Origin of the sequence: Streptomyces fragilis, assembly GCF_003112515.1 — a bacterium.
In the GTDB taxonomy this organism is placed as follows: Bacteria; Actinomycetota; Actinomycetes; order Streptomycetales; family Streptomycetaceae; genus Streptomyces; species Streptomyces fragilis.
The window spans coordinates 281,720-294,882 of sequence record NZ_BEVZ01000009.1 but is presented as its reverse complement, the minus strand read 5'-3'; the positions used below and the strand labels follow the sequence as shown (position 1 = coordinate 294,882).

Annotated in this window: 14 protein-coding genes; 10 read left to right on the top strand and 4 right to left on the bottom strand. The window is 75.4% G+C overall.

The window, feature by feature from the left end; genetic code table 11:
* Positions 1-77: 77 nt before the first annotated feature.
* The 9 genes from Sfr03f_RS27445 to Sfr03f_RS27405 all read left to right on the top strand — a co-directional run bounded on the left by Sfr03f_RS27445 (position 78) and on the right by Sfr03f_RS27405 (position 8,017).
* Positions 78-524, top strand: coding sequence for a pyridoxamine 5'-phosphate oxidase family protein (locus Sfr03f_RS27445; protein WP_108956867.1), 447 nt, complete (start codon positions 78-80; stop codon positions 522-524).
* A gap of 175 nt (positions 525-699) precedes the next feature.
* Positions 700-1,386, top strand: coding sequence for a response regulator (locus Sfr03f_RS27440; RefSeq protein WP_108956866.1), 687 nt, complete (start codon positions 700-702; stop codon positions 1,384-1,386).
* 9 nt (positions 1,387-1,395) lie between these two features.
* Entirely contained in the window at positions 1,396-3,129 is a 1,734-nt protein-coding gene (locus Sfr03f_RS27435; RefSeq protein ID WP_108956865.1) for a sensor histidine kinase, read from the top strand.
* 329 nt (positions 3,130-3,458) lie between these two features.
* Positions 3,459-4,214: a HipA family kinase gene (locus tag Sfr03f_RS27430; RefSeq protein WP_108956864.1), complete on the top strand. Its 756-nt coding sequence runs from the start codon at positions 3,459-3,461 to the stop codon at positions 4,212-4,214.
* Positions 4,215-4,258: 44 nt separating this feature from the next.
* Complete coding sequence (locus Sfr03f_RS27425) at positions 4,259-4,672, top strand: DUF3037 domain-containing protein (RefSeq protein ID WP_108956918.1); 414 nt, start codon at positions 4,259-4,261, stop codon at positions 4,670-4,672.
* A gap of 203 nt (positions 4,673-4,875) precedes the next feature.
* Positions 4,876-5,637 (top strand): 3-oxoacyl-ACP reductase FabG, encoded by a 762-nt coding sequence (fabG, locus tag Sfr03f_RS27420; protein ID WP_108956863.1) that lies wholly within the window; start codon positions 4,876-4,878, stop codon positions 5,635-5,637.
* Positions 5,638-5,678: 41 nt separating this feature from the next.
* Entirely contained in the window at positions 5,679-6,449 is a 771-nt protein-coding gene (locus Sfr03f_RS27415; RefSeq protein ID WP_108956862.1) for an SDR family oxidoreductase, read from the top strand.
* 189 nt (positions 6,450-6,638) lie between these two features.
* The gene (locus tag Sfr03f_RS27410) at positions 6,639-7,322 is read left to right on the top strand and encodes a uracil-DNA glycosylase (RefSeq protein WP_108956861.1); all 684 of its coding nucleotides are present in this window, start codon (positions 6,639-6,641) and stop codon (positions 7,320-7,322) included.
* A gap of 251 nt (positions 7,323-7,573) precedes the next feature.
* The gene (locus Sfr03f_RS27405; RefSeq protein WP_108956860.1) at positions 7,574-8,017 is read left to right on the top strand and encodes a hypothetical protein; all 444 of its coding nucleotides are present in this window, start codon (positions 7,574-7,576) and stop codon (positions 8,015-8,017) included.
* Positions 8,018-8,047: 30 nt separating this feature from the next.
* On the opposite strand, the gene Sfr03f_RS27400 is transcribed toward Sfr03f_RS27405, so the two are convergent.
* Both Sfr03f_RS27400 and lnt read right to left on the bottom strand, forming a co-directional pair.
* A complete protein-coding gene (locus Sfr03f_RS27400; protein WP_108956859.1) occupies positions 8,048-8,662 on the bottom strand; it encodes a hypothetical protein in 615 nt (204 codons plus the stop codon).
* Positions 8,663-8,799: 137 nt separating this feature from the next.
* Entirely contained in the window at positions 8,800-10,317 is a 1,518-nt protein-coding gene (gene lnt / locus Sfr03f_RS27395) for an apolipoprotein N-acyltransferase (protein ID WP_108956858.1), read from the bottom strand.
* 107 nt (positions 10,318-10,424) lie between these two features.
* On the opposite strand from lnt, the gene Sfr03f_RS27390 reads away from it, so the two are divergent.
* A complete protein-coding gene (locus Sfr03f_RS27390) occupies positions 10,425-11,066 on the top strand; it encodes a DUF4291 domain-containing protein (protein ID WP_108956857.1) in 642 nt (213 codons plus the stop codon).
* A gap of 93 nt (positions 11,067-11,159) precedes the next feature.
* On the opposite strand, the gene Sfr03f_RS27385 is transcribed toward Sfr03f_RS27390, so the two are convergent.
* Both Sfr03f_RS27385 and Sfr03f_RS27380 read right to left on the bottom strand, forming a co-directional pair.
* A complete protein-coding gene (locus Sfr03f_RS27385) occupies positions 11,160-11,813 on the bottom strand; it encodes a response regulator (RefSeq protein ID WP_108956856.1) in 654 nt (217 codons plus the stop codon).
* Positions 11,810-13,039 carry a sensor histidine kinase gene (locus Sfr03f_RS27380; RefSeq protein WP_108956855.1) on the bottom strand — a complete coding sequence of 410 codons (1,230 nt, stop codon included), beginning with the start codon at positions 13,037-13,039 and terminating at the stop codon, positions 11,810-11,812. The genes Sfr03f_RS27385 and Sfr03f_RS27380 overlap by 4 nt, the downstream gene beginning before the upstream one ends.
* Positions 13,040-13,163 lie beyond the last annotated feature (124 nt).

The following is a 13,163-nucleotide window of genomic DNA, read 5'->3' as shown; positions in this document are numbered from 1 at the left end:
CCCTCGCGCGAGGCCCGCGGCGTCACGAGAATCGACGTACACCCCCTGTCGGCACCGGGCGAAAGACGGAGACGGCCATGTACCGCAACGACGGATTCCGCGAACTGGACCGGCTCGAGAGCCTGCGACTGCTGGGGACCGCCGCCATCGGGCGGATCGTCCACACCCGCCAGGCGCTGCCCGCCGTGCTCCCGGTGAACTTCTGCCTCGACGACGACGGCGCGGTGGTGCTGCGCACCTCGGCCGCCTCCGAGCTGGCCCGGGCCGTGGACGGCACCGTGGTGGCCTTCGAGGCCGACGAGGTCGACCGGACCGCCCGCTCGGGCTGGAGCGTCGTCCTCACCGGCGCCGCCGAGGTGGTGACCGACCCGGCGGAGCACCGGCGGCTGGCGCGGCGGGGCCCGCGCTCCTGGGTGGCTGTGCCGCCGCGGCAGGAGGTCTTCATCCGGATCCTGCCCGAGCTGGTCACCGGCCGCGAGGTCGCCGGCGACCGCGCCCTGCACGACGCGGAGCTCGGCGCCTGACGGCCTGACCGCCTGTCCGCCGGGCCGCCCGGCCACGCCGGAAGCGGGGCCGGCCGGCCGGGACGGCAGGGCCGTTGGGCCCTTTCCCGCCCGGCCGGATCCCGGAGATGCTCGGCGCGGGGCCTGCCGACGTCGGGCCGCGCCACGGCACGGCGGACCCACGAGAAGGAGAGCGATGACGGACACCGGGCGGACCGGCGAGGAAGACCCGGTGCGGGTCTTCCTGCTCGACGACCACGAGGTGGTGCGGCGCGGAGTGCGCGACCTGCTCGACGACGAGCCGGACATCACGGTGGTCGGCGAGGCGGGCACCGCCGCCCAGGCCCTGGCGCGGGTGCCGGCGCTGCGCCCGCAGGTGGCCGCGCTCGACGTGCGGCTGCCGGACGGCGACGGGGTCTCCGTCTGCCGGGACCTGAGGTCGGCCGTGCCCGGCCTGGCGTGCCTGATGCTCACCTCCTTCGACGACGAGGAGGCCCTGCTGGACGCGATCACGGCAGGGGCCGCGGGATACGTGCTGAAACAGATCCAGGGCTCCGACCTGATCACCGCCGTGCGCACGGTCGCCCGGGGCAGGCCGCTGCTGGACGCCGGCGCCACGGCGAAGCTGATGGCCCGGCTGCGTCCAGGGGCGGCGTCCGGACCGGATCCCTTGCGGAACCTGACCGGCCGGGGACGTGCGATCCTCGAACTGGTGGGGGAGGGCCTCACCGACCGGCAGATCGGTCAGCGGCTCCACCTCGCGGAGAAGACCGTCAAGAACCACATCTCGCGGCTGCCGGCCGAACTCGGCGTGGAACGCCGGGTCCGGGCGGCGGTCATCGCCGGCCGGATCCCTGGGCGGCCGGCCCGTGAGCAGTACTGAGAGGCCGACGTGGGCAGCACCGAAGAACTCCCCGAGCCGCCGCGGGTGCGGCTGCCCCAGCTGCAGCTCGACGAGCTGCTGCTGGAGGTGCAGGCCCGGCTCGACCTCGCCCGGGGCACCCGGGACCGGGTGCACAGCCTCCTGGAGGCCGTCCTGTCGGTGGGCCGGGAGCTCGACCTGCAGCAGGCCCTCCGCGGCATCGTCGAGGCCGCGGCCGTGCTGGTCGACGCGCGGTACGCCGCGCTCGGCGTGATCGGCCCGGACGGGCGGCGCCTGTCGGCCTTCCACACGGTGGGGGTCGACGAGGACGGGATCGCCGCCATCGGCTCCTTGCCGGAGGGGCACGGCATCCTCGGCGAGCTCATCCGCCACCCCGAGCCGCTGCGCCTGGGCACGCTGTCCCAGCACGCCTCCTCCTACGGCCTGCCCCCGAACCATCCGCCGATGAACAGCTTCCTGGGCGTGCCGATCCGGGTGCGCGAGCAGGTCTTCGGCAACCTGTACCTGACCGAAAAGCGGGGCGGGGCACAGTTCGACGAGGACGACGAGTCGGTGCTGTCCACGCTGGCGGTGGCCGCAGGCGTGGCGATCGACAACGCCCGCCTGTACGAGGAGTCGCGGCTGCGCGAGCGCTGGCTGCGGGCCAACGCGGAGGTCACCCACAGCCTGATGTCCGGCGTCGGCCGCACCGAGGTGCTCCGGCTGGTCGCCGACCGGGCCCGGGAGATCACCGGCGCCGCCCGCGCCGTGGTCGCCGTCCCGGTCGACGGGGACCGCACCCTGCGGGTCGAGCTGGCCACCGGCGCCGGGACCGAGGCGTTCCACGGCGCGGAGATGGCGCCCGGCAGCGGCCTGATAGGCACCGCGTTCTCCTCGGCCGTCCCGGTCACCAGCGACGACATCGCGCACGATGACCGGCTGGCCACCTCCGCGTCCCGCGTCTCCGGGCTGGGCCCGGCCGTGGCCCTGCCCATCGGCACCGGTGACACGGGCGTCAGGGGCGTGGTGATGCTGGTGCGCGAGACCGGCGAGCCCGTGTACACCGAGAAGGAGACCGAGCCGCTGCAGACCTTCGCCGCGCAGGCCGCCATCGCGATGGAACTGGCCGACCGGCGGCACGACGCGGAGCGGATGGCCGTCCTCCAGGACCGTGACCGCATCGCCCGCGATCTGCACGACCTGGCGATCCAGCGGCTCTTCGCCACCGGGATGACGCTGCAGAGCGCCGGCCGGTTCATCGACCATCCACGGGCCTCGGACCGGGTGGTACGCGCGGTCGACGACCTGGACGAGACCATCAAGATCATCCGGTCGACCATCTTCGGCCTGCGCTCCCACGGCGACGGGAAGAGCTCCGGGCTCCGGGCGCGGGTGGTCCGCCTCGCCGGCGAGTCCGCCTCCGTCCTCGGCTTCGCGCCCGGCGTGCGGATGCAGGGCCTGGTCGACACCCACGTGCCCCCGCGGATCGCCGACCAGGTCGAGGCCGTCCTCTCCGAGGCCCTCACCAACGTCGCCCGGCACGCCCGGGCGAGCCGGGTGGACGTCGGCCTGGAGACCGACAGCCGCGTCGTGCGGCTCACCGTCACCGACGACGGCGTCGGCATGCCCTCCGGCGGCCGCCGCAGCGGCGTGCGCAACATGACCGAGCGTGCCGAGCAACTGGGCGGAACCATGGAGTTCAGCACCCCCGAGAAGGGCGGGACCCGCCTGGAGTGGTGCGTGCCGCTGACCGGCACGGACTAACCCCGCCCGGGGCCAGGCACGGACTGACCCCGCCCGGGGCCGGCGTCCCCGCCCGGCCGCCGGCCCCAGCGGCGCCGGGCCCGCCGCCGCGGCGCCTTCCGGAAGGCGGTCCGGCGCGCCACGCGGCCGCGCGCGCCGCCCGCGCGGGGCGGAGCCCGCCCGGCCCGGCCGCAGGGCCCGGCCCCGACGGCCGGGCCGGGCCGTGCACCCGTGCCCCGTCGCGGGGCTTGCACCGCCCGGGACCCTGGTGCCGTGCGGGTCCCGGGCGGCGGTCGCCAGGCCCCCGGTCCGCGGCGATCACGGCCGGCGGCACCGTATAGCCTGGGCGGATGCTCAGCGAAGTCGCAGCCTCCCGCTTCGTGACACCGCTCCGGGAGGGCGGGTCCATGCCGGCGCTGGTCGAGGCCGACGACCTCGGCCTGTACGTCCTGAAGTTCCGCGGCGCCGGCCAGGGCCACAAGACGCTGACCGCCGAGGTGGTGTGCGGCGAGCTGGCCCGGCGGCTCGGCCTGCGCATGCCGCGCCTGGTCGTCGTCGACCTCGATCCCGCGCTGGGCCTGGGCGAGCCGGACCGGGAGGTGCAGGACCTGCTGCGCGCGAGCGGCGGCCTCAACCTCGGGATGGAGTTCCTCAGCGGCGCCGTCGGCTTCGACCCGCTGGCCTTCGAGGTCACGCCCGAGGAGGCCGGGCGCATCGTCTGGTTCGACGCGCTGGTCAACAACGTCGACCGCTCCTGGCGCAACCCCAACCTGCTGACGCACCGCGGCGAGCTCTGGCTGATCGACAACGGCGCCACCATGATCTGGCACCACAACTGGCCCGCCGCCGACGCCTCGGCGGCCCGCCCCTACGACGCCGCCGACCACGCCCTGGCCCGTTTCTCACCGGACGTCGCCGCGGCCGCCGCCGCGCTGGCGCCCCTGGTGACCGAGGAACTCCTCGCCGAGGTGACGGCGCGGATCCCGGAGAGCTGGCTGGCCGGCGAGCCCGGCTTCGACTCGCCCGACGCGCTCCGCCACGCCTACGCCCGCCCGCTGCTGGCGCGCGCCGCCGCCATCCACGACCGCATCGAGGGACTGACGTGAGCCGGTACGCCGAAGGGCTCGAACGCCACGACGCCGACCGGCAGGTGTTCACCCGCAACGTCGTCGACCGCCGGACCCGCGACCGGCAGGTCTACGAGTACGCGCTCCTGCGGGCCGTGCCGCGGGTCGAGCGGGGCGAGTGCGTCAACGTGGGCGTGCTCCTCTACTGCCGCGGCGAGCGGTTCGTCGCCGCCCGGACCCACCTGGACGAGGCCCGGCTGCTCGCCCTGGACCCGGGGGCCGACGTCGGCGCGGTGCGGGCCGCCCTGCGCGCGGTCGAGGCCGTCTGCGCGGGCGGCGAGGCCGCCGGTCCGGCCGCGGACGACGACGCCGGCAAGCGGTTCCGGTGGCTGGTGGCGCCCCGCTCCACCGTCCTGCAGCCGGGCCCCGTGCACACCGGTCTGACCGCCGATCCGGCGGCCGAGGCGGACCGGCTGCTGGACCTGCTCGTCCGGTAGGGGGCCGGACGGTCCTCCCGCACCGGTCAGGTGGATCACATCACGCGGTGGCCCGTTGACAGCGGGTGTCCGGGCTTCTAGCGTCACGTCCTGCCGAGGGTACTAAGCGGTCGCTCACCTGCCGGGCGTAGAGTCCGGGGCGAAGACCGCACCGCAGGATCACCGAAGGCGTTCAGGCTTTCCGAGGGCGAGGAGACGCACCCATGTCCACCACTGAGCAGCGAGTCGCGGTCGTCACCGGCGGGGCGCGCGGCATCGGCGCCGCCACCGCCGTCCGGCTGGCCGCCGAGGGCCGCGCCGTCGCGGTCATCGACCTCGACGAGGCCAACTGCAAGGACGTCGTCGACCAGATCACCGCGGCCGGCGGCAAGGCGATCGGCGTGGGCTGCGACGTCTCCGACGAGGCGCAGGTCGAGGCCGCCGTGGCCCGCATCGCCGAGGAGCTCGGCGCGCCGACCATCCTCGTCAACAACGCGGGCGTGCTCCGCGACAACCTGCTGTTCAAGATGAGCGCCCTGGACTGGGACACCGTCATGGGCGTGCACCTCAAGGGCGCCTTCCTGATGGCCCGCGCCTGCCAGAAGCACATGGTGGACGCCAAGTTCGGCCGCATCGTGAACCTGTCCTCCTCCTCGGCGCTGGGCAACCGCGGCCAGGCCAACTACTCCGCCGCCAAGGCCGGTCTGCAGGGCTTCACCAAGACCCTCGCCAAGGAGCTCGGCAAGTTCGGCGTCACCGCCAACGCCGTCGCCCCCGGCTTCATCGCCACCGAGATGACCAAGGCCACCTCCGAGCGGGTGGGCGTGGACTTCGAGGACTTCAAGAAGGGCGCCGCCGCGATGATCCCGGTCCAGCGGGTCGGCGTCCCGGAGGACATCGCCAACGCCGTCGCCTTCTTCACGGGCGAGGAGGCCGGCTTCGTCTCCGGCCAGGTCCTGTACGTCGCCGGCGGCCCGCTCAACTGACGCCGGACCGCAAGGTACCGGGACACGGAGGTAAACCCCCCATGACCGCACAGCCCGAACTGCCCGAGCTCTCCGGCAAGGTCGCCGTCATCACCGGCGCCAGCCGGGGCATCGGCTTCGGCATCGCCGAGGCGTTCGTCGCCCGCGGCGACCGCGTCTGCATCACCGGACGCAACGAGGAGGCGCTCAAGGAGGCCGTCGAGCGCCTCGGCTCCGACCGCGCCATCGGCGTCGCCGGCAAGGCCCACGACCTGGAGCACCAGGAGGCGGTCGTCGCCGCCACCATGGAGGCGTTCGGCCGGGTCGACCACCTGGTCAACAACGCCGGCACCAACCCGGTCTTCGGGCCGATCGCCGACCTCGACCTGGCGGTCGCCCGCAAGGTCTTCGAGACCAACGTGATCTCCGCGCTCGGCTTCGCCCAGAAGACCTGGGCCGCCTGGCAGCGGGACAACGGCGGCACCATCGTCAACATCGCCTCGGTGGCCGGCGTGCAGGCCTCGCCGTTCATCGGCGCGTACGGCATCAGCAAGGCCGCGATGATCAACCTGACGCTGCAGCTGGCGCACGAGTTCTCGCCGCAGGTCCGGGTCAACTCGATCGCGCCCGGCGTGATCAAGACCAAGTTCGCCGAGGCGCTGTACGAGAACCGCGAGGCCGAGGTCGCCGCGGGCTACCCGCTCGGCCGGCTCGGCGTGCCCGAGGACATCGGCGGCGTCGCCGCGTTCCTGACCTCGGACGCCTCCGGCTGGATGACCGGCCAGAACCTGGTGGTCGAGGGCGGTCTGTTCCTCAACGCCGGCGTCGCCTGACGCGAGGCACCCGAAGGCGGGCGGGGCCCGGTGACCGGCCGGCACGGCAGGTCACCGGGCCCCGCCGTGTGCCGACCCGGCCCGCCCCGCCGTCCGCGCCCCGCACGCGCTCCGGGGCGCCGGTACGGTTGTCGGTGGGCGGCTGTAGGTTCCAGACCTGGAAGTGACCGCACACCGGAGGACGTTGACGTGACCGACATCGCCATGCTGCCCGAGTCCTGGCGCGGGGTACTGGGCGGCGAACTGGAACAGCCCTACTTCAAGGAGCTGACCGAGTTCGTCGAGAAGGAGCGGGCGAACGGCCCCGTCTACCCGCCCCGCGAGGAGGTCTTCGCGGCCCTCGAGGCGACGCCGTACGACAAGGTCAAGGTCCTCGTCCTCGGCCAGGACCCGTACCACGGCCCCGGCCAGGGCCACGGCCTGTGCTTCTCCGTGCGCCCGGGCGTGCGGACGCCTCCGTCGCTGCGGAACATCTACAAGGAGATGCAGGCCGAACTCGGCCACCCGATCCCCGACAACGGCTACCTGATGCCCTGGGCCGAGCAGGGCGTGCTGCTGCTCAACGCGGTGCTCACGGTCCGCGAGAGCGAGCCCAACTCGCACAAGGGCAAGGGCTGGGAGAAGTTCACCGACGCGGTGATCCGCGCGGTCGTCGAGCGGCCCGACCCGGCCGTCTTCGTGCTGTGGGGCGCCTACGCCCAGAAGAAGCTGCCGCTGATCGACGAGAGCCGGCACGCGGTGGTGAAGGGGGCGCACCCCTCCCCGCTGTCCGCCAAGAAGTTCTTCGGATCGCGCCCCTTCACCCAGATCGACGCGGCGATCGCGGCCCAGGGCCACGAGCCCATCGACTGGCGCATCCCCGACCTGGGCTGACGCCGACAGCACACGGCCGGCGCCCGCCCCGGCGTAGGGGCGCCGTGCCGCCGACCGAACGGCGTCGTGCCGCCCACCTCGACCCGGCGCGGGTGCGTCGTGCCGCCTGCCCCGCTTCGGCGCGGACGCCGTGCCGCCGACCGGACGGCGTCGCCGGGCGGGGCGGTCCGGCCGGCCCTAGCGTCGACCGCGGGACCGCCGTGCGGCGGTCCCGCCGGTCAGGCCGGGAACGGCGGGCGACGGAGGGCGCGATGGGGCTTCAGGAACGGGACGCGGGCGCGGTCGGCGTGACGACGCGGATCGGCCAGGCCGTGCTGCTGCACCACGGCGGCGACCGGGAGGAGGCGCGCGGCCGCTTCCTCGGCCTCTGGCAGGAGATCGGCGCGGACGGGGACGCCTTCCACCGCTGCGCCCTCGCCCACTACCTCGCCGACACCCAGGACGACCCCGCCGACGAACTCGCCTGGGACCTGCGGGCGCTCTCCGCCGCCGAGGAGCTGATGGAGGCGGTCCGGTCGCTGTACCCCTCGCTGCACCTGAACGTCGCGGCCGACTACGCCAAGCTGGGCTGCCCGGAGGCCGCCCGCAGCCACCTCCGCCGGGCCCGGCGCGCGGCCCAGGACCTGCCGGGGGACGGTTACGGCACGCGGGTGCGCGAGGAGATCCGGCGGCTGGAAGTCGGCCTGGAACCCTGACGCGCCCGCCCAGGCCCCGGGCGGCACGGCCTACTTGGTGGCGCGGTTCTGCATCTTCCGGCAGATCGCCTCCTCGGCGCTGCCCTGCTGCCAGCCGCCGTACTCGGTGCCGATCCCGCAGGCGTCGACCGAACCGCTCCGCGGGCGGCGCGGCCGGTCCGGGCGGCCCGCCGCGTCCCGGTCGCGCTCGCCGGAACGGGGCGGCGCCGGACGGTCGCCCCGCTCCCGGTCGGAGTCGCGGCCGTCGGATCCGCCCCCGCGTGGGCCCTTGCCCTCCGCGGCGCTCTTCGAGGACGTGCCGCCCTTGCCGTCCTCGGCGTCCTCGCGGCGCTCGCGGCTGCCGGCGTCCTTCCCCTTGCCGTCCTTGCCGCCCTTCCCCTTGCCTTGCTCGGCGTCTTCGGCGTCGGCGCGGTCCTTCGCGTCCTTGCCGGCCCCGGCGCCCTTCGCACCCTTCCCGTCCTTCGTGGCCGCGGAGCCCACGGGCAGCGGGGCGCCCTCGCCGTCCGGGCCGGGCACCGACCGGGCGGACGGTGCGCCGGACACCCCGGGGGACGGGCCGGTGGCGGGAACCGTCACACAGCCGGAGAGCGTGGCGCAGGCGACGGTGAGGAGAAGCAGGGCGGTGGTGGTCGTCGTTCGCTTCACCCTCGTCACTCTGGCGGTTGCGGGACGGGCGGGGACAGCCGACAGGCGGGCGGTCCCTTCGTAAGGGTGACGTGGCGTCGCCGGGGTTGCCGCGCCGGCGCGGGCCGCGTGGGCGCCCGGGCGGCGGCCCGCCGCCGTCAGCCGTGGCGCGCGCGGAGCCGGGCCCTGGCCGCCGTCCCCGCCAGGACGAGGAGGACGCCCGCGGCGCACGGCAGGGGCCACGAGCCCCACGAGGTGTACAGGGTGGCGCCGGGCCCCGCCAGGCGGACGGTGTGCACCGAAACGCCGCGCTCGGACGTGCCGAGCCGCGGTCCCACCGGGTGACCGGAGCCGTCGTACACCACGGAGACCCCGGTCAGGGTGGCGTGCGCCACCGGGACGCCGGTCTCCGCCGCCCGCAGCGCCGCCAGCGAAGCGTGCTGCTCGGGGGCCCAGCTCCGCTGGAAGGTGGAGGTGGAGGACTGGACGACCAGCAGCCCCGCGCCCTCGGCCGTCAGACGCCGGCTCATGTCGGGGAACGCGGACTCGAAGCAGATCAGCGGCCCCAGACGCAGCCCGGGCGCGGCGTCCATCACCACCGGGGCCGACCCGCGGCGTCGGTCCTCGTCGGCCGCGCGGCCCACCGAGGTGGCCCAGCCGAGCAGTGACCGCAGCGGGACGTACTCGCCGAACGGGACCAGCCGCGTCTTGTCGTAACGGTCCCCGGAGGGGCCCTGCGGGCCGACCAGCACCGAGCTCTTGAAGATCCCGGGGCGGTCCGCGCGGCGGGCGTCCACGTTCACCAGCAGCGGCGCGCCGGTGTCACGGGAGAGCGCGGCGAGTCTGCGGGCGAGGTCAGGACGCGTCACCAGGTCCGCGCCCACACTGCTCTCGCCCCAGACCACCAGGTCCAGCTCCTGCTCGCGCGAGGCCAGTCCTCGGGTGAACCGTTCCTGCAGGGCGAACCGCCGCTCGGGGCCGTCCGCGCCGGTCACGACGCCCGGCTGGACCAGCGCGATCCGCGCCGTGCCGCCCGGCGCGGGCCGAGGGGCCCACGCCCAGGAGCCCGCGGCGGCCACCGTCACCACGGCCAGCGCCGCCACCGCGACCCGCCGGCCAGGGCCGACGGCGAGCAACAGCGTGACGGCGGTGTTGACGCAGACCAGCAGGAAGCTCAGCAGCCACACCCCGCCCACGGAGGCCAGGGCCCGCGCGGGAGCCGTCTGCCACTGGCTCGCCCCGAACATCGCCCAGGGGCCTCCGAGCCCCTGCCAGGACCGCACCAGTTCGATCATCAGCCAGCCGGAGGGCAGTGCGAGCAGCGCCCACGCGGCCCGCCGGGCGGACGGAGCGCCGGTCAGCAGCCGCAGGGCCAGGGCGCCCCAGGGGACCCACAGCGCCCCCAGCAGCGCGGCGAGCACCGGCGTGAAGACGTGCAGGCTCGGCACCAGCCAGTGGTGGGCGGCGAACATCAGGCCGAAACCGCCGCACCAGCCGTCCAGGGCGGCCCGCCGGCCGGTCGGCGCTGTCCGGATCAGCAGCAGCCAGGGGACCAGCGCCACGGGGGCCGACCACCACCAGTTCGGCTCCGGGAACGACAGCACGGGCAGTGCGCCCGCCGCGGTGGCCACCACGGGCCGCCGCCACGCGGAGATCGCCCACCGCCCGGCCGTCACGCCCTCAGGGTGCCCGCGCAGCGCCGGATGAGACGGGCGGGGCGGAAGGAAGTGGCACCCGCGGAAATGCGTGGCGGGGCGCGGGGCGCGCGGGTCAGGCTGTCCGCATGAACGACGAGAGCGGCGGGAGCACCGAACCGCGCTACCAGGTCACGGCGGACTGGTCCGAGGACGCCGTCACCGTGTACCAGGCGTACCGGCCGGAGATCGGGAGGCCGGCGGCGCGCGACGGCCGGTTCCCGGCGGCCTGGAAGCGCGACCGGATGACCTGGGTCAAGCCCTCCTTCCTGTGGATGATGTACCGCTGCGGCTGGGCCACGAAGGAAGGTCAGGAGACCGTGCCGGCCGTGCGGATCCGCCGGGAGGGCTTCGAGTGGGCACTGCGCAACGCCTGCCTCTCGCACTACGCGCGCGGCCCGCACGAGGACCGGGCGTCCTGGAGCCGTCAGCTGCGGCGGGCGCCGGCACGGGTGCAGTGGGATCCGGAACGTGACCTGCGGATGCGGCCGCTGCCGCACCGGTCGCTGCAGCTGGGCCTCGCGGGGGAGGCGGCGGCCCGGTACGCCGACGAGTGGATCCTGGGCATCGAGGACGTGACACCGCGGGCGCACCGGATCAAGGCACTGCTGACGGCGGGGGACGTCGACGCGGCCAGGGCACTGCTGCCTCCGGAGCGGGAGTACCCGCTCGACCGGGAGGCCTGCGCCCACCTGCTGATCCGAGGCGGGCCCGGGGGTGCGCCGAGGTGAGCCCGGGGTGCGCCGAGGCAGGCCCGCAGGGGCGGCGAGGCGGGGCCCGAGGGTGCGGCGCGGCGGGCCTGCGGCCCTCGCCGGGGCCGCCGTTCAGGGAAGCAGGCGCCGCTCCTTGGCCGCCGCGACGGCACCGGCCCGGTTGTCGACGCCGAGCTTGTCGTAGATGCGGCTCAGGTGGGTCTTCACGGTCGCCTCGCTGATGAACAGCGCGCGGGCGATCTCGCGGTTGGCCAGGCCCTGGGCGAGCTGCGCCAGGATGTCGAGCTCCCGGGCGGTGAGGCCCGGGCGGGGAGCGCGCATCGCCGCCACCATGCGGCCGGCGATCGGCGCGGAGAGCGCGGTACGGCCCTGCGCCGCGGCGCGGATCGCGGTGAACAGTTCCTCCGGCCGCTCGGCCTTCAGCAGGTACCCGGTGGCGCCGGCCTCCAGCGCACGGGTGACGTCGGCGTCCGTGTCGTAGGTGGTGAGGACCAGGACGCGGGGGGCGACGGGCCGGGCGGTGATGCGGCGGGTGGCCTCGATGCCGTCCGTGCCGGGGCCGAGCTGAAGATCCATCAGCACGACGTCCGGCGCCAGCCGGCCGGCCAGCGCGACGGCCTCGTCACCACCCGCGGCCTCACCGACGACCTCGATGCCGTCCGCGCTGGAGAGCAGCGCCCGCAGCCCGGCCCGCACCACGGCGTGGTCGTCGCAGACCAGCACACGTGCGAGGGAATCGGGGGCGGAGGGGGCGGGTGAGGTCATCGGGGCTCCGGAGGGGTGAGGGGGATCGAGGCGGTGAGCACGGTGCCCTCGCCGGGGGCGGACTCGACGGTCAGCGTGCCGCCCAGTTGTGCGACGCGGGCGCGCATCGCGGGCAGCCCGTGCCCGCCCTCACGTCCGGGGGCGGGGAGCGCGCCCGGATCGAAGCCACGGCCGTCGTCCGCCACGTCCAGGACCACCTGGTCGTCGAGATAGCTGAGGGTGACGGCGGCCCGCGTCGCTCCCGCGTGCTGCCGCACGTTGGCCAGCGCCCCCTGGGCGACGCGCAGCAGGGCGGCCTCACCCCGCTCGGGCAGGGGCAGGGGCACGCCCTCGATGTGGTGGCGCACGGTGAGGCCGTCCTTCGTCCCGCGCTCGGCGAGACGGCGCAGCGCGGCGAGGAGCGAGCCGCCGTCCGCCAGATCGGCCGGCGCCAGGTCGTGCACGAAGCGCCGGGCCTCGGCCAGATCGCGGCCCGCGCCCCGAGCGGCCTCCCGCACGTGCTCGCGCGCCGCCGCCGGGTCGCTCTCCCACACCCGGTCGGCGGCCTGCAGCAGCATCTTCTGACTCGACAGCCCTTGGGCGAGGGTGTCGTGGATCTCCATCGACAGCCGCGCACGCTCGGCCAGCGCGCCTTCGCGGCGCTCGGTGGCCGCCAGGTCCCGCCGGGTGCGCAGCAGGTCCTCGATGAGGGCGCGCCGCCGCTCCGCCTGCCGCTCCATGTGCAGGAAGACGCCGGTCATCAGAGCGGCGACGGCGGGCGGGGTGACGAGGACCGCCGGGTCGAAGCCGTCGCTCAGCCGTTGCAGCGACACCACGACGAGCACCGTGAGCAGGCACGCCAGCGGTATCGCCGCGCCGGCCGGCAGGGAACGCAGCGCCAGGATCAGCAACGGGGCCGCGCACCAGGCGAAGCTGGGCGCCAGCACGGTCAGGACCGACCAGGCCGCCACCACCGCCACCAGCCACACGAGCGGACGGGAGGCCGGCCGGTCCCGCCCGCGGGCCGGACCGGCCACCGGACCGAGGGCGTACAGCAGGGCGAGCAGCGCCGCCGACACGACCACCCAGGTCACGCCGGGGCCCGGCGGGTGGCGCAGCAGGTACCGGACGAGCGAGCCGCCCAGCAGCGCGTAGAAGGCGAGGTGCACCACCGGCCCGAGCCAGCGCGCGTCGGGATCCGCCGTCGGCTCCGAGGACTCGGGGGACCGGTGCCGTGTGTGCCGCATGGGTGTTTCCTCGCGTCCGCCTCGGACCCCGGGCCTCGGGGCCTCGTGGCCGTCGGCCTGTCTCCGGGCCCACGCCCGTCTCCGCCGCTGCTCCCGGCCCGGTTCCCGCCGAAGCCGGACCGGC

What these genes read in the sequence shown, in the direction of transcription:
- Sfr03f_RS27445 (WP_108956867.1), top strand. Translation starts at nt 78, where the DNA reads ATGTACCGCAACGACGGATTCCGCGAACTGGACCGGCTCGAGAGCCTG.
- Sfr03f_RS27440 (WP_108956866.1), top strand. Translation starts at nt 700, where the DNA reads ATGACGGACACCGGGCGGACCGGCGAGGAAGACCCGGTGCGGGTCTTC.
- Sfr03f_RS27430 (WP_108956864.1), top strand. Translation starts at nt 3,459, where the DNA reads ATGCTCAGCGAAGTCGCAGCCTCCCGCTTCGTGACACCGCTCCGGGAG.
- fabG (WP_108956863.1), top strand. Translation starts at nt 4,876, where the DNA reads ATGTCCACCACTGAGCAGCGAGTCGCGGTCGTCACCGGCGGGGCGCGC.
- Sfr03f_RS27415 (WP_108956862.1), top strand. Translation starts at nt 5,679, where the DNA reads ATGACCGCACAGCCCGAACTGCCCGAGCTCTCCGGCAAGGTCGCCGTC.
- Sfr03f_RS27405 (WP_108956860.1), top strand. Translation starts at nt 7,574, where the DNA reads ATGGGGCTTCAGGAACGGGACGCGGGCGCGGTCGGCGTGACGACGCGG.
- Sfr03f_RS27390 (WP_108956857.1), top strand. Translation starts at nt 10,425, where the DNA reads ATGAACGACGAGAGCGGCGGGAGCACCGAACCGCGCTACCAGGTCACG.
- Sfr03f_RS27385 (WP_108956856.1), bottom strand. Translation starts at nt 11,813, where the DNA reads ATGACCTCACCCGCCCCCTCCGCCCCCGATTCCCTCGCACGTGTGCTG.
- Sfr03f_RS27380 (WP_108956855.1), bottom strand. Translation starts at nt 13,039, where the DNA reads ATGCGGCACACACGGCACCGGTCCCCCGAGTCCTCGGAGCCGACGGCG.